This is a genomic window from Bordetella flabilis, from assembly GCF_001676725.1.
Lineage (GTDB): Bacteria > Pseudomonadota > Gammaproteobacteria > Burkholderiales > Burkholderiaceae_B > Bordetella_C > Bordetella_C flabilis.
The window spans coordinates 543,089-561,851 of the sequence record NZ_CP016172.1 but is presented as its reverse complement, the minus strand read 5'-3'; the positions used below and the strand labels follow the sequence as shown (position 1 = coordinate 561,851).

Sequence of the window (18,763 nt, the reverse complement as noted above, 5' to 3'; positions counted from 1 at the left end):
GCCGGCCGACGGCCAGCCCCGTCCCGCCGTATACTGCGCGCATGCGCCTGGACCCCACATCGCTGCGCCTGTTCATCAGCGTGATCGAGGAAAGAACGATCGCGGGCGCTGCCGAGCGCGAGCATATCGCCGCCGCGGCGGTCAGCAAGCGCATGAGCGAGCTGGAAGAGCAGTTGAAGACCCAGTTGCTGGTGCGCACCAACAAAGGGATCCAGCCGACGGGCGCCGGCATGGCCTTGGCCGCGATGGCGCGCCGGGCCCTGCGCGAACTGGACGACATCGCCGTGTCCATGGGCGAATACGCCAGCGGGGCACGCGGCTTTATCCGCGTCTACGCCAATATTTCCGCCCTGACCCAGTTCCTGCCGCAGGACATCAAGTCCTTCGCCAGCGCTTATCCCAACATCCAGCTGCACCTAGAAGAGAAAATCAGCCCCGCCATCCTGAAGGCGGTGCATGAAAACGCCGCCGACGTGGGGATTTTCTCCGGCATGCCGCCGGGACGCGAAGTCGAAGTGCTGCCCTACCGCCGCGACAAACTGGCGTTGATCGCCCCGGCGGGCCACCCGCTGCTAGGTCAACCGGAGTTCCGCTTTGCCGACGCACTGGAGTACGACTTCATCGGGTTGCACACGGGCAGCGCGATCAACCAGATCGTCGCCAATGCCGCCGCGCGGCTGGACCGCTCGCTGCGGGTCAGGGTCCAGGTGACCGGATTCGACACCCTGTGCTTCATGGTCGACGCCGGCCTGGGCCTCGGTGCGTTGCCCGTCGAGATCGCGACGCTGTACGCGCGCATTTTCAATATCGGCATCCTGCCGATCGACGAGCCCTGGGCCGAACGCGAACTGCAGATCTGCGTACGCGGCTTCGATGCCTTGCCCACGGCCGCCAAGCTGTTCGTCCACCATCTGATGGGCGTACAGCCGGCGCCGGGACGTTGAGGCTGGCACGGCGGCCGGGCTGCCGATGCATAAGGCCGCGCGGCGACGACTACCCGCCGCCGCGCGTTGGCACGCACATCCTGCCTGACGCGCTGCCCCCCGCGCCCCTGCACGCCGGGTCCGGCGGAGCCCGCCCGGCTTACCAGACGCGATACACCTGTCCCGACTCGATCCCTTCGATACTGCGCCGGTACGCCAGGGCTACACGGCTGCCCGGCACGGTCTCGAAGCCCGGAAAGGCGCCGCCATAGGCATCCCTGGCTTCCGTCAGCAAACCGGGGCTCACCACGTTGATGCGCCGGTCCTTCAGCTCGAAGGCCGCGGCGCGGGCGAAGCCCTCCAGCGCGGCGTTCACCGACATGGCGTTCGAACCGTTGCGGATGGCGGCTTCGGTAAGGATGCCAGTCGTCAACGTGATCGATCCACCCGCGCGCAGATAATGCTGGCCGACCAGCGCAAGCCGCACCTGGCCCAGCAGCTTGCCTTGCAAACCTACATTGAACTGTTCCGCCGTCATATCGGACAGCGGACCGAAATGGACATGGCCGGTGACCGAGACGACGGCATCGACCTGGCCGGTGCGCTCGAAAAGCGACTTCACGCTGGCCTCGTCCTCGATATCGACGGGGTATGTGGTGCTGGATCGGCTTGCCTCCACGAGTTCGTGATCGTTTGCCAGCTCCTGCATCACGGCGCGTCCTATGAAGCCGGTGGCGCCGACGACGAGTACTTTCATGAGGGTCTCCGCAAGGAAAAGGGACAGCCAGTATAGGTAGGGAGAGCTGGCGCAGCGCTCTCCGCATTCCATCGCCGCGGGTAAATACCAATGCAACGCCCCAGGCCCGTCGCTACTATGTGCTCATATCAGTCTCCGATAGACCTTAGTGCATAGCAATAAGTCGAGACGCGCCATGACCCAATTCATCCTTACAGCGGTGCAGGACAAGGTCGGCATCATTACCCTGAACCGTCCGGAAAAACTCAATGCCTGGAACACGCGGATGCGCGAGGAAATCGTCGCCGCCTTGCAGGCGTACGACGGCGACCCCGATATCGCGGCCATCATCATGACGGGAGCCGGCGACCGCGCCTTCTGCGCGGGCCAGGACCTGGAAGAAGCCAAGCACTTCGATGTCGCGCGCTCCGAGGCATGGATGCGCGAGTGGGAAAGCTATTACGACGCCCTGCGCGGCCTGTCCAAGCCGCTGATCATGGCGTTGAACGGCACCGCCGCCGGCTCGGCATTCCAGGTGGCCCTGCTGGGTGACATCCGGGTGGGCCACCCGGGCGTGCGCATGGGGCAGCCGGAGATCAATTCCGGCATCGCCAGCGTCACGGGGCCGTGGATCATGCGCGAAATGCTGGGCTTGTCGCGCACCATCGAATTGACCTTGACCGGACGGCTGATGGATGCCGACGAGTGCCGCCGCGTGGGACTGCTGCACCACGTCGTCCCGGCCGGCGAGGTCATGCCCAAAGCCATGGAGATCGCGCGCGAACTCGCCGCCAAGCCGCCCGTGGCGCTGCGGCTGGACAAGCAGCGGTTCAAGGAAATCACCGAGCCGGGCTTTCGCGACGCCATCGAGGCCGGCATCCGTATCCAGGCGGAATCGTACGCGTCGGGTGAGCCGGCGCGCATGATGGAGGCGTTCTTCCGCAAGCGCGCCAAATAGGCCCCCCACGAGGAGGATCACCATGAGTGGCATACACGTCAAACGCCGCAGCTTCGTCAAGGCCGTGGGCGGCGGCATCGCCAGCCTCGCCATGCCTTTGCCGGCCCTGGCCGCCAGCAGGCAGATCGTGGTGTCCGACCCCGGCGGGCCGTACACCACGGCCTACCGCAAGGCCTTCTACGACCCCTTCGAAAAGGAAAGCGGCATCAAGGTGGTCAGCGTCGCCCGCGAGTCGCAGCCGGTGGCGCAGTTCACCGCCATGGTGCAGACGCGCAACTACATCTGGGACGTGACCACGCTGACGCTGTCGGCGGACATCCCTATCCTGGAACAGCGCGGCCTGCTGGAACCGCTCGGCCTCAAGCACGAGGACTTTCCCGGGCTCATGCCCGAAGCGTTGACGCCCAACTGGCTGGGTGTCGACGTCTATTCCACCGTGCTGGCCTATCGCACCGACAAGCTGCCCAAGGAACATCCGGAAAGCTGGGCCGACTTCTGGGACGTCAAGCGCTTTCCCGGCCCACGCTCCTTGCGCCGCAATCCCCTCGATACCCTGGAGCAGGCGCTGATGGCCGATGGGGTATCGATCGACCAGCTCTACCCGCTGGACGTGGACCGCGCGTTCCGCAGCCTGGACAAGATCCGCAAGCACATCTCGGTATGGTGGACCGGCGGCGCGCAGTCCATGCAACTGATCCAATCCGGCGAAGTCGACATGCTGTCCTTGTGGAACGGCCGCGCCCAGGCGGCGATCGACGGCAAGGCGCCGGTTCGCATCGTGTGGAACCAGGGCCTGTATTCCATCGAAGGCTGGGGCGTGCCCAAGGGCACGCCGCGGGCGGAGGAAGCCAAGGCCTTCGTGCGCTTCTGCGGCGATGCCAGGCGCCAGGCGGCGTTCACGGCGGACCTCGCCTACGGCCCGACGAATCTGCGCGCTTACGAATACATCGACGCCGCGCGCGCCGCCCTGCTGCCCACCGCGAAGGAGAACCTGAAGCACATGCGCTTGCCCGATCCGAAATGGTGGCAGGACAACCGCCAGGCCGTCACGGAACGCTTCAACGCCTGGATCATCGGCTGAGGCCTGTTCGCACCTTTCACACGGAAAGACCGACCATGACGGTGAAGCTGCGAACGCATGGCCTGTGCAAGCGCTATGGCGATGTCCTGGCGCTTGCACCTACGGACCTGCAGGTCGAAAGCGGTGAATTCCTGACCTTGCTGGGGCCGTCGGGCTCGGGCAAGACGACCTTGCTGCAGATGATATCGGGCCTGGTCACGCCCAGCGAGGGCCGCCTGTACATCGACGGCGTGGACGCCACCCATATGCCGGCCGGCGAACGCGGCATCGGCCTGGTGTTCCAGAGCTATGCGCTGTTTCCCCACCTGAGCGTCACGGAAAACGTGGCCTATCCCCTGCGGATGCGCCGCATCGCGGAAAAGCAGATCGCCCGCGACGTGGCCGAGGTCCTCGCCATGGTGCAGATGCAGGAGTACGGCGCGCGCTATCCGCATGAATTATCCGGCGGCCAGCAGCAGCGCGTGGCGCTGGCGCGGTGCTTCGTGTACCGGCCCTCGGTCGTGCTGCTGGACGAACCCCTGGGGGCGTTGGACAAGAAACTGCGCGAGCACATGCAGCTGGAGATCCGCAGGCTGCACAAGGAACTGAAGGCCACCTTCATCTATGTCACGCACGACCAGGAGGAAGCGCTGACCATGTCGGACCGCATCTGCCTGATGAACCGCGCCAGGATCGAACAGATCGGCACGCCGCTCGAACTGTACGACCGTCCCGTCTCCCGCTTCGCGGCCGACTTCCTGGGCCACTCCAATATCCTGGAAGGCCGCCTGGCCGACGGTGCGCTGGTGTGGAAGGACAAGACGCTGCCCCTGCCCGCCGATGCGCCAGCCGGCGACGGCACCGCCGCCCTGCTCGTGCGTCCCGAAACGGCACAGCTTTGCGCGCGCGAGCAAGCGCTGGTCGAGGGTACCGTTTCGCAAGTGGTGTTCACCGGCGCCGATGTGCGCGTGCTGATCGATTCCGGCCGCGGCCTGGAGTTCGTAGTGCGCAGCGCCCGGCATGCGGCCCCTCGGCCCGGGGACGCCGCCGGCATTACGTGGAGCGCGGACCAGGCCGTGCTCCTGCAGCGCTAGGGCCTGGACAGGAAATGGCCGTCGCCTCGCGTTCCCGTATCGTTGGCACCGCCAGTGCATTCCCGGCGCTGGTCTTCCTGGCGTTGTTCTTCTGCGTCCCGGTCGCAGAGATCCTGTTCAATTCCATATACGGCCCGGACGGCCGGATCGGCATGGAGCAGTTCGAGCGGCTGGCGGGCAATGCCGTGTACACCCGCGTGCTCGGCATGACGTTCCTGATCTCGCTGCTCACGGCGGTGGGCAGCGTCGCGATCGGCTACCCCGTCGCCTACTTCCTGAGCCGCCTGCCGGACCGCAGCCGTGGCCGCTGGCTGGTCTGGCTGCTGATCCCCTTCTGGACCAGCTACCTCGTCAAAACCTTCGCGTGGATCCTGTTGCTGTCTCGAACCGGGGTACTGGGCACCTTCCTGGCGTGGTCCGGATTGAACCCGGCCCCGCCCGCGCTGGCGCCGTCCATGGGCGCGGTGCTGGCCGGCATGATCCACGGCATGCTGCCGCTGGCGGTGATGACCATGCTGCCCATCATGCAGGGCATCGGCAAGCCGCTGACGCTGGCGGCGGAAACACTGGGGGCGTCGCGCATCGAGTCCTTTTTCACGATCTACCTGCCCCTGTCGATGCCGGGCGTCGCGGCCGCCGGCCTGCTGGTATTCATTACCAGCCTGGGCTTTTTCATTGTGCCTGCGCTGCTGGGCACGCCCGCGCAAACCATGATCGCGCAGTTGGTGATCTCCGCGATACTGGAACTGTTCAATGTGCATTTCGCCGGCGCGCTCTCGGTGGTGCTGCTGGTCTGCGCGATCGCCGTGTTCCTTCTGTACGACAGGCTGGTGGGGCTTTCCACATTGGGCGGCGGCGACACGCCGCGACCGCCCGGCACATCGGGCTTCATCAAGATCCTGGTGCTGGCGGGACGCTGGGCGGACCGCTCCGCCCGCGCCATCGGACGCCTGCGCCCCGCCCGCCCGGCCCAGGCGCCGGGCGGCCCGGACCTGCGCCGATTTCCCGGGCTGCGGGCCTACGCCTGGTGCGTCATGCTGGTGTTGCTGCTGCCCGTCGCGGTGATCCTGCCCATCGCCTTCACCGATTCCTCGTTCCTGGCCTTCCCGCCGCAGGGCTTCAGCCTGCGATGGCTGGAAGGTTTCTTTTCCTCGCCCATCTGGCGCGCCGCCCTGTTGCGGTCGCTGGGGGTCGCGACACTGACGGCCATCGGGGCGGTGGTGCTGGGCTTCGGCGCGGCCCTGGCGCTGGTACGCCTGTCGCCGTCCATGGCCAAGGCAACCTTCGCCTTCCTCATCGCGCCGCTCATCGTGCCGCGTATCGTCACCGCAGTGGGACTGTTCTACCTGTTTTCCCGCATAGGCCTGGCCGGCACGGACGCCGGCCTCGTGATCGGCCATATGGTGCTGGCCATCCCGTATGTCGTCGTCACCATGGCCGCCGCGCTGAAAAACTTCGACTGGCGCCTGATCGACGCTGCCTACACCCTGGGCGCCCCACCCATGAAACGCCTGACCACGGTGATGCTGCCGCTGCTCAAGCCGTCGCTGATCGCGTCCTTCCTGTTCGCCTTCCTGGTTTCCTTCGATGAGCTGACCATCGCGATCTTCGTCAGCGGCGGCCTGAAGACCACGCTGCCCAAGCAGATGTGGGACGACATGCTGCTGGCCGCCAATCCCACGCTCGCCGCCGTGTCCTTTGTTCTCGTGGCGGCCATCACGGTGTTCGTGTTGCTGCTCTCCCTTACCCGACGCGATCGTGGGCAATAAGCGCATGCATCCCTATACCCGATATTTTCCATCCAGGGCCGAGGACGACGATCTCGATGTGGTCCCGCTGCTGCGACGCGGCCTGGACGGCGATCCGTCACGGCGGGTCTTCTCTTTCGCAGGCGAAGACTGGTCCGCGCGACGCCTGCGCCGGCGTGTCATCGAGTTGCAAGCCGGGCTGGGCGCGCTCGGCATCCGAGGCGGGGACCGCGTCGCCGTCATGCTGGACAACACCGCCGACCATGTCGCGCTGATCTATGCCCTGATCCTGATGGGCGCGGTGTGGGTTCCGGTCAACACGCGCCTGAAAGCGCCCGGCATCGAATACCTGCTGCACCACTGCCGGCCGCGCCTGTTCATCGTGGGCAAGCCCTATGCCGCCGAAGCGGACATCGCGCACGGCGATGCACCGTTCGCACGGCTGGAGACCGACGCCTTCATGGGCGCGGCGCCCGCGGCCGGCGACGCCGACGTCCTGGCCTGCCCGCCCCTGCAGCCGCACGACGTGCTGTGCATCATCTATACATCAGGCACCACGGGCGCCCCCAAGGGCGTGCTGTTCACGCATCGCATGATGCGCATCGCCGCCGAGTCGGTGCTGATCGTCGCGGACGTGCGCGACGGGGACCGCCTGTTCCTGTGGGAGCCGCTGTGCCACATCGGCGGCGCGCAGATGCTGCTGGTGCCCTTCCTGGCGAACGCAACGCTGTTTTCGGTACCGCGCTTTTCCGCCAGCCGCTTCTGGGACCAGGTGGCGCAGGGCCGCTGCACGCAATTGCACTATCTGGGCGGCGTCCTGGATATCCTGATGCGCACGCCAGCAGCAAGCCGGTCCCATACCCTGAGGCTGGGTTGGGGCGCCGGCGTGTCGCGGCAGAACTGGGAGGCGGTGCGCGAACGCCTGGGCATCGCGTTGCGCGAGTGTTATGGCATGACGGAGGGCTCCAGCTTTGCCACGGTCAATACGGATGACCGCCCCGGCTCGATAGGCAAGGCCCTGCCCTGGCTGACGGTGGAGCTGCTGGACGATGCGGACAGACCGGTGCCGGCAGGCGAATTGGGCCAGGTGGTGGTGTCTTCGGCGGTTCCTGGCACCTTCTTTTCCGGTTACCTGGACAACCCCGAAGCCAGCGCCCAGGCCTTGCGCGGCGGCAAGCTGTATACGGGAGACATCGCCAGGTCCGACGCGGATGGCTACCTGTACTTCGTGGGCCGGCGTACCGACAGCATGCGGATCCGCGGGGAAAACGTCTCGGCCTGGGAGATCGAGCGCGTGGCGCTGGCGCACCCGGACGTCGCCGCCGCGGCCGCGGTCGGCGTGGCCTCGGATATCGGCGAACAGGACATCCTGCTGTACATACAGTGGCAGCCCGACCGCGCCCAGCCTTTTATCGCCCTATCCCACTGGCTGGGAGAACGCCTGGCGTCATACCAGTGGCCGCGCTATTACGCCGCCGTGGACAGCTTCGCGCTGACACCGAGCGAACGCATACGCAAGCACCTGCTGCCGAAGACCCTGGCTCATGCCTGGGACCGGCACGCGGGGGAGCCCGGGCAAGGATGAATCAGAACTGGCTGGAGATGGCGCCCGCCGCGGCGATGACCAGGTTGGAAATGCGCTGCTCGTCCTTCGCGCCACGCCAGCGCGTGCGCGACACGGCGACATTGACGGCGGCCACCGGGTAGCCCCGGGCGTCGACGATGGGGGCTGCGGTCGAGATATCGCCGATGTAGTACTCGCCCTTGGTATGGGAATAGCCACGCTTGCGGAACAGCGCCAGCCGTTCCAGGATGCCTGGCCGGTCGGCGACGGTCTGCGGCGTATGCTCGATCAGTTCCGAGTTGTCGAGGATGCCATGCACTTCCTCTTCCGGCAGGCGCGACATGATGGCCAGGCCCGGCGCCGTGCAATACGCCGGCAGGCGGCTACCGGTAATCACGTTCGGGTTCAGCACGTGCGGGCTGACGATGCGCAGGGTGAATACGATATCCGTGCCATCCAGCACGGTGATATTCGCGGTCTCCTCGGTTTCCTGGCTGAGCTGGCGCAGATAGGGCGCCGCGCGGCTCACCAGCTCGTTGGAGGCCAGGTAGTGGAAGGCGAAATCCAGCAGCCGGGGGGAAAGGCTATAGGTTTTGGTGAAGGGATCCTTGACCAGGTACCGCAGGACGGTCAGTGTGTACGTAAAGCGCTGCGCCGCGCTCAGGTCCAGGTCGGTCAGGCTGGCGATCTGCGACAGCGACAGGCGCGCATGCTTGTCGTCGAAGGCCGTCAGGACCCGCATGGCTTTTTCCACGGAGTTGACGAAAAGCGTCGAGTCCGCGCCGGGCAGGTCGATGTCCGGCTTGGCGGCGGATTGCGAACGCATCATCGGTGCCTGCGGCACTTCGGCCTGGCCGGCGCCGTCCGCCTTCGTTTTCTTCGTCGGTTTGCGCGTACGATTGTCCACTGTTCGTGATCGCCGCAGCGCGGCTTATTGCATATCAAGAACGTTTATTTTATAGCGATTGCGCCTACCCGCTGTCCCGCGCCCCGCGCCCGTCTCGCCCTCCCCCATCTCCCTGCCTTTCGCCGTGACCTCGCGCACAGCGCCGTGGCCCTGCGATAGTGCCGTACACCGATACCTTCCCGGCGCAATTTGGTCACACCAAGGCAGAGCAGCCCAGCCCGCAAGGCAGCGCAACAAATCGCAATGTGGCCGAAATATTCTGAATTTCTCGTTGCATTTATACAAAACGAGGAATCGAATCTCGTATTTCCTGTTGAATAAAGACATACTTCCCGCCGAAAACGTAACTTTACGCACTTTTGTTACAAAATAGTTGCATGTCCACGGCAGGGGAGAGAGCGCGATGCGTGATGGGAACCGGGGAATAGACAGCGAACAAGCAGCGCCGCGTCGACGTAATCGCGTCCTGGCGCTAGAGCCTCGGATGCTATTCGACGGCGCGGCGCCGGCCGTTGTCGACAAAGCGACGGACACACGTACCGGCAAGGAAGACGCTGCGGTCCAGATCACCAATGTGTCGATCACCGACGCGGAAAACGACAACCAGACCGTCACCCTCACCGCGCAGCACGGCACGCTGACCGTGAACACCCCGGGCGCCTTGCAGATCACCAATAATGGTGGCGCGGCACTGACCCTGCGGGGTTCGCTGAGCGACATCAACAATGCCCTGAACGGCATGACCTTCCAGGGCGATGCCGACTACAACGGCATGGCCGGCTTCATCCTGGAGACCAACGACGGAACGTCGACCGCCACGTCGACGATCAACGTGAACCTGTCGCCGGTGAACGATGCGCCGCGGTTCACGGGAACGCCCATCGTGCCGGACGTGAATGAAGGCGGCAGCGTGCAATTCGCCGCCGCCGTCAATTCCGGGCAGGGCTTCACCGCCGCGCAGCTGGGACTGACCGAGGTCGACAACAGCCAGCAGCAGGTGATCTTCAAGATCACGAGCGTCGCCGACCATGGCGTGCTGACCCTGAACGGCAACCAGCTTACGAGCGGATCGACGTTCTCTGCGGCCGACCTGGGCAACCTCATCTATGTCCACAACGGATCCCAGGTCACCACGCCGGGCGGCGTGCGGGACGGCTTCACCGTCAATATCGACGACGGTGCGGGCGGCCTGATCACCAACCAGCGCATCGAGGTGAATGTCCTGCCGGTGAACCAGTTGCCGACGGTGACCGGACAGATCACCGTGATCGAAGGCGAGCAGAACGTCTCGCTGACCACAAACGGCGTCCTGCTGCCCGGCATCATCAATACGACGCGCGGCATGATCGGCGTGACGGACCCCGACCAGACCGGCAGCTACACCTACCAGTTGGCCGGCCTTCCGACCCACGGCCAGCTGTACTACGACGGCGTTGCCATCACGGACAGCAACTTCGTCATCACCGACCTGAGCAAACTCACCTATAGCCACGACGGGACGGAGCCCACCTATTCCACCGACAGTTTCCAGCTCGTCGTCACGGATGACGGCGGCGGAACGGGTACGCCCGCCAGCAGGACGGCGACGATACAGCTGACGATACTGCCCAACGACAACGACCCGGTCCTCGCGCACCACGAGACGCAAACGCTGGTGACGACGGCGCCGCTGGTCATCACCAGCGCGATGCTGCAGGTGGTGGACACCGACTCCATGGACACGACGATCACGTACACCGTGACCGGCGTGCCGGATACCCAGTACGGCTATTTCATGCTCAGCGGCGGCCGCCTGGACGTCGGATCCACGTTCACGCAGGACGACATCAACCACGGGCGCGTCTCCTATGTGACGCGCCAGACGTCCGCCACGCAGCGCACAGATACGCTCGAGTTCACCGTCAAGGACGGGGACGTGCGCTATTACCCCACCGTGCGCGACGGCGGTATCTATACCGATGCCACCGGCACCACGCTGCAGAAAAACACGTTCAGCGTCATCGTCCCGCCTGGCGTCGGCGCGGGCGGCACGCTGCCCGCGGTGCCCGACGTATCGACCGGACCGCAGTTCACCGGCACCGCCCATATCGATGTGCAGGAAGGCAACGACCCCAGCCTGAACACCGTCACGATCACCTCCGCGGCGCTGCAGGCGAACGGCACCGCCGCGAACACGACGCCGGCCAACCTGACCTACCGGCTGCTGACCCTGCCGACCGACGGCGCAGTGCTGCTGAACGGCCAGGTGCTGAACCAATTCGACTCGTTCACGCAGGACGACGTCGACAACGGGCGCGTGCAGTTCCGCAGCCTTGGCGGCGAAGACTTCATCCAGAGCTTCGAGTTCACGATTTCCGACGGCACGATCGTCACCGCCACCCACACCTTCTCGATCTCCGTCACGCCGGAGAACGACACGCCCACCGCGACCCTGGGCAACCAGACGCCCGCGGTGAGCGAAGGCCTGTCGGTGGTCATCGACAACCGCCACATCGTCCTCAGCGACTCGGACCGCCAGGGCGACCTGCCGGACGCGAGCACGCCCTACGCCAACACCAACGCCTTGTCCTTCACCATCGAAGGCAATGTCGCGCATGGCAAGTTGTTCCTGGACGGTGTCGAGATAGGCGTCGGCGCCGTCGTCACCGCCGCGCAACTGAACGGCGGCAAGCTCACCTACGTGCACGATGGCTCGGAGAATTTCAGCGATTTCTTCGAACTGCGACCGATGGATGACCAGGGTGTGCCCGACTCGGGCACAGCCACCAACAACCAGTCCAGCAAGGGTGCGTTGCTGCGTGTCGACATCATCATCAACCCGATCAACGACGCTCCGGTCTACGACAGCAAGGTGGAAGCCACCGGCCCCAATGCCCTCTACGAGGGCGGCAGCGTGGTCATCCATGGCGACGCCGGCCAGGGAGGCCCGGTCTACCTCAAGTACACCGACGCGGACAACACGGACATACAGCGCCAGTACCGCATCATCACCGCCACGGCGCACGGCAACCTGATGCGCAACGGCGCGGTGCTGGGCGTCGGGTCCGTTTTCACCCAGGCCGAGCTGGACAGCGGGGTGGTGACTTACGTGCACGATGGCAGCGACACGCGCACGGATTCGTTCCAGTATGTCGTCAGCGATGGCGATTGGACCTCGAACGAGGCCACGCAGGTCAAGCAAGGCGACCCGATCACCGCCGCGACGTTCAACTTCGAGATCAAGCCGGTCAACGACGCGCCCACCGTCACGGCGCCGCCCAACCCCATCAAGGTCGGGGGCGATACCGCGGCGGAGAACCCCATTCCGGGCTTCAGCGTGGCCGATAGCGACCTCAGCGTGGGCGACGGCAACGACTTCCTGCAGGTGACGGTACGCCTGCTGGATGCGGCCGGCAACGCCTTCAGCGCGGGCGATTACACCGCAGGCGGGAACATCCAATTCGTCATCGGCGGCGCCACCGGCGTGACCGTGCTCTCGCATAACGGCGTCGGCGATTATCTGGTGTTCCAGGGTACGCGCGCGCAGATCAACGCCGCGCTGGCTGCGCTGCAGGTGGTGTTCCCCGACCAGCGCAACAACCAGTACACGGTCCAGGTCATCGCCGATGACCGCGTTCGCGACGGCAGCGGCAACCTTGTGCCCAATGCGGCCAACGGCGGAGACGCCAACCAGCCGGGCAGCCTGGGCGGAACGCCCACCGCGATTCCCACCGACGTCATCGACGGCTACCAGACGGCCATCGCCACCAGCCTGAAGGGCAATGTCAGTACCGCCAGCGTCGTACTGCTGGTATCGCAAAGCGACGAGCCGCCGACGCTGACCGCGCCCACCTCGGCCACCGTGAGCGAGGATGTTGCGACCTTCATCGGCGGCGGCTTCGTGGTGGCCGATGCCGAATCGACGGCCCTCGGCCTGCCCATCAGCGTGACGCTGAGCGTGGCCGGCGGCAACGGCACGCTGGGCATCGGTGGCAACGGCGGCCAGACCAGCTTCTCGATCAACGGCCGCACGGTCACCATCGTCGGGGACAACACCGGCACGATGACCTTGACCGGTCGTGCCGACGATATCCAGGCACTGCTCAACGACCCCACGTCGGGCCTGACCTACCGGAGTCCGGCCAACGCCAATGGCGACCTGAACGGCGGCGATCCGGGCGATGTCACGGTCAATGTGAGCCTGGCCCAGGGCGACGCCGCGGTGGGGGAGAACACCGGCGGCGACTACGCGCCCACCGACTCCATCGCCATCACGCTGGACCCGACCAACGACGCGCCGACCGTCACGGCGGGCACGGGCACCATTGTCGCCGGCCAGGCCAACGTGGATTACCCGGTCACTGGCGTCGTGGTCACCGACCCGGACATTCCCGACGGCACGACCACGGATACCGGCGAAACCAGTTTCGTGCAGGTCACCGTGCGCCTGCTGGACCAGAACGGCAACCCGCTGGCCGTCGGCGCCTACGACGGCATCACGCTGAGCTCCGGCGATGCGTCCGGCCTGGTACAGATCGTCGGCGGCCGCGATGGCAACGAGCAGGCCCTGGTCATCCAGGGCGACATCGCGGCGGTCAACCAGTACCTGGCGCAGTTGCGCATCAAGTTCGACGCCAGCGTCGCCAACGTGGACAAGGCCTACAAGATCGACGTCATCGTCGACGACCGGCTGCGCGACGCCGCGGGCGCCCTGAACGGCAGCGGCCAGGCCAATGGCGGCCCCAATCTGAACGGCGGGTCCACAGGCACCGTCAATGTGCCGACCACGGCCATTGACCCCTATGGCGCCATCCCGGCCGGTTTGACTAACGACGTGGCGCACGCCACGCGCGATCTGTTCGTCTCCGGCGTCAACGACCCGGCCCAGATCGACGCCACCAACGTGGTGGTCAACGAGACCAACGGCGTCGTATCGCTGAACGGCCACGTCTCCGTGACCGACAGCGACAGCATCGATACGAACGGCGACCCGGGTTCCAACCTGACCGCCACCATCACCATCGACAAGGGCACGTTCACCAGCGCCGGCGCGGCCGGCCTGGGCGGAACAGTCACCGGGCTGGGCACCAACCAGATCGTCATCACGGGCGCCACGCTGGCCCAGATCAACGCGCGGCTCGATGCCCTGCAGATCACCACGCCCAGCAGCGACGGTGTGGGCGGCTCGGTGGACTGGAACGGCACCTTCAACCTCAGCATCGTCGTCAACGATGGGGGCAACAGCGGACAACGGCCAGGATCCCTGACCGGCGACACCAACAATCCCACGGCCAATCCCGGCGACTACGACTATGCCGACGGAAGTTCGGCGGAGTTGCTGACGCGCCGCGACATCACCGTGACGGTCAACGCCGTCAACGACGCGCCGACGCGTACCGACGGCACGCCGGTCAGCCTGCCGGCCGTGTCCGAGGACGCCGGCGCCACGCCGCCCGGCGCCACCGTGCAGTCGCTGTTCGGCGGCAAGTTCCAGGACGTGCGAGACGACGTCACCAACGGTTCCACGCACAACAATTTCGCCGGCATTGCCATAACCGCCAATGGCGCGACCGCGGCCCAGGGAACCTGGCAGTATTCGACGGATGGCGGCGTCACGTGGCAAGCCATCCCGGCGGTCTCCGTGGACCATGCCTTCGTGCTGGCCACCACCGACATGCTGCGCTTCAGCCCGGCCGCCGACTACGCCGGCACGCCGGGCAACCTCGACGCCCGGCTGGTGGATACGTCCAGCCCGCTGACCTCGGGCCAGTCCGTCGACCTGACCGGCACGAACTCCGGCGGCACGACGCAGTACAGCGACAGCAGCAACAACGTCACGCTGACCACGTCGGTCACGGCGGTAAACGATGCGCCCACGCTCAGCGGCCCGGGCAGCATCATCACGCGCGAAGACGTCGCCACGGGCACGAACACCGGCTCCACGGTCGACGCCATCGTCGGCGGCCAGTACAGCGACGGGCGCGACAACAGCACCGGCATTCCCGGCGGCGCGAACACCGTCACCGGCTTCCAGGGCATTGTCATCCTGGGCAACAGCGCGGACGCCACGACGCAGGGCAAGTGGCAATACAGCACCTCGCCGGGCGTGTGGGTGGACGTTCCCGTCGGCGCCGACCTGAGCGGCGGCACGGCCATCTACCTGCCCAAGGACGCATCGCTGCGCTTCCAACCCGTGGCCGATTATCACGGCGCCCCGCCCGCGCTGACCATTTCCGCAGTGGACGGATCGGGCGGTGCCCGAACCACCGTCGAAACCGGGCTGACGATTTCGGCCACCGGCGGCACCACGGCGTACAGCACGACCACCACGATCGGCGCCACAGTCACGGCGGTCAACGACCAGCCCGACTTCACCGGCCTGGACAGCGGCACGCCGGTGGCCGTCAAGGGCGGCGCCGCGGTGCGCCTGGATAGCGACGGCGTCGTTACCGCGAAGGATATCGACCTTGACGTGCCGGGCGGAAACTGGGCCGGCGTCACGTTGACCGTACAGCGGCAGGGCGGCGCGAACGCCAACGATGTGTTCGGCTGGGCCAGCGGCTCCGGCATCACCGTTGCCGGCACCACGCTCCTGCTGAACGGCTCGGCCATCGGCGCGGTCACCGGCGGCACCGGGACGCTGACGGTCACCTTTAACAACAGCGTGGACGCGGCTACCGCCGGCACGGTCATCGGCGCGGTCACTTACCGCAACACCGATACGGCGACGACGGCGTCGCCCAACGTCACGATCGATTTCACGCTGAACGACCAGAACAACAATGTCGCCGGCGGCGGCGTTGCGGGTTCCGGGCAAAACCAGGGTGAAGGCGGCCGACTATTCGACCTCCACAGCGTGACGGTGCAGATCGACACTCCGCCCGTGGCCGCGGCCCTGCCGGACAAGGTCGCGGTGGACACCGACACCGTAACCATCGATACCGCGACCGGCTTCACCGACCCGGATGGCGACACGCTGACCTACACCGTCGGCGGCCTGCCGCCCAGCCTGTCCATCGACCCGGCCACGGGGCAGATCACGGGGACGCTGGACCATTCCGATTCGCAAGGCGGCGCGGGCGGCGTCTATACCGTGACCGTCACGGCCACGGACAGCCACGGCGGCGCCAGCAGCCAGACCTTCACGCTGACGGTCAGCAACCCGGCGCCGGATGCGCAGGACGACACCGGCACGACGAATTCGGACACGCCCATATCCGGCGACGTCATCGCCGGCGCCAACCCCGCACAGGCCGACAGCGACCCGGACGGCGATACGCTGACCGTCTCCAAGGTGGGCAACGACGCCACCAAGGTAGGCCAACCGGTGGCCGGCAGCAACGGCGGCCGGTTCACGCTGAACGCCGACGGCACCTACAGCTTCGATCCCAACGACGAGTTCAACGACGTGCCGCAGGGCGCGACGCGCACGACCAGCATCACGTACGAGATCAGCGACGGCGAAGGCGGGACGGACACGGCCACGCTCACCATCACGGTCGTGGGCCTGAACGCCGCGCCCACGGTCGACGCCACCCTGCCCGACAGGGTCGGCGTGGACAACACGCCCATCACCATCCCGACCGCCTCGGGCTTCACCGACATCGATACCGGCGACACGCTGACCTACTCGGCCAGCGGCCTGCCCGCCGGCCTGGTCATCGACCCGACCACCGGCGAGATCAGCGGCACCATCGACCATTCGGCGTCGCAGGGCGGCAGCGGCGGCACCAGCGGCGGCGTCTACACGATCACCGTCACCGCGACGGACACGCATGGCGACAAGGTCAGCCAGGACTTCACCCTGACGGTCAGCAACCCGACGCCGGCCGCGCAGGACGACTTCGGCCAGACCGATTCCAGCACGCCGACCGGCGGCAACGTGATCGTGGGCGCGACGCCCGGCGAGGCCGACAGCGACCCGGACGGCGATACGCTGGCGGTTTCGCAGGTGGGCGGCGACGCGGCCAATGTCGGCAAGCCGGTCACGGGCGACCACGGCGGCCGCTTCATCATCCATCCCGACGGCACATACACCTTCGACCCGAGCGGCGACTTCGCCGACCTGGACGTGGGCCAGACACGCACGACGTCCATCACCTACCAGGTCAGCGATGGCGAGGGCGGCACGGCTACCGCCGTCCTGACGATTACGGTCAATGGCCTGAATGACCCGCCGGTCGCCCAGCCCGATCGCAACCAGACCGACGCGGAAACGCCGACGTCCGGCAACGTCATCATCGGCGCCGACGGCAGCCAGGCCGACCACGACCCCGAAGGCGAGGCCATTACACTGGTGGCCGTCAACGGCGACGGCGCCAACATCGGCAAGGCGGTGGCCGGCAGCGACGGCGGCCTGTTCACGCTGAATGCCGACGGCAGCTACAGCTTCGATCCCAACGGCGATTTCGCCGGCCTGGCCCAGGGGCAGACCGCCACCACCCAGGTCACGTATACCATCGTCGACGGTCACGGCCATACCGCCAGCACCACCGTGACGGTGACCGTGGTGGGCACCAACGACGCGCCGACCGCGGACACGCCGATTCCCGACCGCACCGACGTGGACGCCCAGGACGGCATCGCGGTGGACGTGTCCCACGCCTTCCAGGATATCGACGGCGACACGCTGACCTACACGGCGGCCGGCCTGCCGCCGGGTATGGCCATCGATCCGGCCACCGGCATGATCCGCGGCACGATGGACCGCTCCGGATCGCAGGGCGGCGCCGGCGGCGCTTATACCGTGACGGTCACCGCCAGCGACGGCCACGGCGGCAGCGTCAGCCGCAGCTTCGTATGGCAGGTCAGCAACCCGGGGCCGCAGGCTTCGCCCGACTCCGGCACCACGCCGAACGACACGCCGCTGAACGGCAACGTGCTGCCCAACGACAGCGATGTCGATGGCGACACGCTGAAGGTCGAGCAGTTCTCCGTGGCGGGCGTGGCCGGCAGCTACGCCGCGGGCGAGACGGTGACGATTCCCAATGTCGGCACGCTGACCCTGAACGCCGACGGCTCCTATACCTTCGTGGCCGTCGAGCGCTATGAGGGCGATGTTCCGCTGGTCACCTACCACATCAGCGACGGCGAAGGCGGAACCGCGACGTCGACGCTGCAGATCGTGGTGACACAGACCAATGGCGTCCTGCCCCAGCCCGTCTCGTGGACCCCGCAGGGCGCGGCCGGCATGCGCGGCACGCTCGCGGAAACCCTGCAGACCCTGCGCTACGGCGAAGCCGGCGATGGCGACACGGACGGGGACGACGACACGGGCGGCGTGCTGCATATCGAATACTGGGCCCTGCGTCCGGAAGTCATCCGCATCTCCCGCGGACCGTCGCCGGCGCTGTTCGTCACCCATGCGGTGCGCGAATCGCAGATGGCGGCAACGCTGCCCCAGGAGCCGGCGCGGATCCAGTCCACCCTCATCGCCGAACGGCTGGCCATGCCGCACGACCTGCACGTGCTGCGCGCCGTGGACGTCTCGCAACGGCTTTCTGAAAGACTGGACGCCGGACTGGCGGCGGAGCGCTTCGCCGACACCCCCGGCGGCAATCCGCTGTTCAACGACTTCGATCCCCTCACGCACCTGGGCCACGCGGCCGGCCACGCCGCCGCGCGCCCGGATGCGAATCGGGATGGACGACCGGCCGCCGCGCCGCAGGGCGAGACCACCGGCCACGCGCCATCCTTCACCCGGCAATTGCATCAAGCCGCAGGCGCCGCACGTCCACCGGGCGCGAGTACGCCGGCCCGCACTTCCACTCCTCGTCAATAGAAAAATGGAATCT

General features: G+C 66.6%; 9 protein-coding genes. 7 read left to right on the top strand and 2 right to left on the bottom strand.

All coding sequences use genetic code 11. The features are described from left to right. The first annotated feature begins 41 nt into the window (after window positions 1-41). On the top strand, window positions 42-944 hold the full coding sequence (locus BAU07_RS02490; RefSeq protein WP_066664608.1) for a LysR family transcriptional regulator: 903 nt from the start codon (window positions 42-44) through the stop codon (window positions 942-944). Between the two features lie 139 nt (window positions 945-1,083). Here the strand turns inward: BAU07_RS02490 and BAU07_RS02485 are convergent, their stop codons facing one another. Further along, complete coding sequence (locus BAU07_RS02485; protein ID WP_066653641.1) at window positions 1,084-1,680, bottom strand: short chain dehydrogenase; 597 nt, start codon at window positions 1,678-1,680, stop codon at window positions 1,084-1,086. Between the two features lie 175 nt (window positions 1,681-1,855). Here BAU07_RS02485 and BAU07_RS02480 point away from each other — a divergent pair, with 175 nt between their 5' ends. The 5 genes from BAU07_RS02480 to BAU07_RS02460 all read left to right on the top strand — a co-directional run bounded on the left by BAU07_RS02480 (window position 1,856) and on the right by BAU07_RS02460 (window position 8,104). Beyond that, entirely contained in the window at window positions 1,856-2,617 is a 762-nt protein-coding gene (locus BAU07_RS02480) for an enoyl-CoA hydratase/isomerase family protein (RefSeq protein WP_066653638.1), read from the top strand. 91 nt (window positions 2,618-2,708) lie between these two features. After that, complete coding sequence (locus BAU07_RS02475) at window positions 2,709-3,698, top strand: ABC transporter substrate-binding protein (RefSeq protein WP_232338308.1); 990 nt, start codon at window positions 2,709-2,711, stop codon at window positions 3,696-3,698. 35 nt (window positions 3,699-3,733) lie between these two features. Continuing rightward, a complete protein-coding gene (locus tag BAU07_RS02470) occupies window positions 3,734-4,771 on the top strand; it encodes an ABC transporter ATP-binding protein (protein WP_066653634.1) in 1,038 nt (345 codons plus the stop codon). Window positions 4,772-4,785: 14 nt separating this feature from the next. Further along, the gene (locus BAU07_RS02465; RefSeq protein WP_066653633.1) at window positions 4,786-6,540 is read left to right on the top strand and encodes an ABC transporter permease subunit; all 1,755 of its coding nucleotides are present in this window, start codon (window positions 4,786-4,788) and stop codon (window positions 6,538-6,540) included. 4 nt (window positions 6,541-6,544) lie between these two features. Next, the gene (locus BAU07_RS02460) at window positions 6,545-8,104 is read left to right on the top strand and encodes an AMP-binding protein (RefSeq protein ID WP_066653631.1); all 1,560 of its coding nucleotides are present in this window, start codon (window positions 6,545-6,547) and stop codon (window positions 8,102-8,104) included. Between the two features lies 1 nt (window position 8,105). Here the strand turns inward: BAU07_RS02460 and BAU07_RS02455 are convergent, their stop codons facing one another. Next, window positions 8,106-8,912, bottom strand: coding sequence for an IclR family transcriptional regulator (locus BAU07_RS02455; RefSeq protein ID WP_157121941.1), 807 nt, complete (start codon window positions 8,910-8,912; stop codon window positions 8,106-8,108). 562 nt (window positions 8,913-9,474) lie between these two features. On the opposite strand from BAU07_RS02455, the gene BAU07_RS02450 reads away from it, so the two are divergent. Then, entirely contained in the window at window positions 9,475-18,750 is a 9,276-nt protein-coding gene (locus tag BAU07_RS02450) for a cadherin-like domain-containing protein (RefSeq protein ID WP_066653629.1), read from the top strand. The last annotated feature ends 13 nt before the right edge of the window (window positions 18,751-18,763 follow it).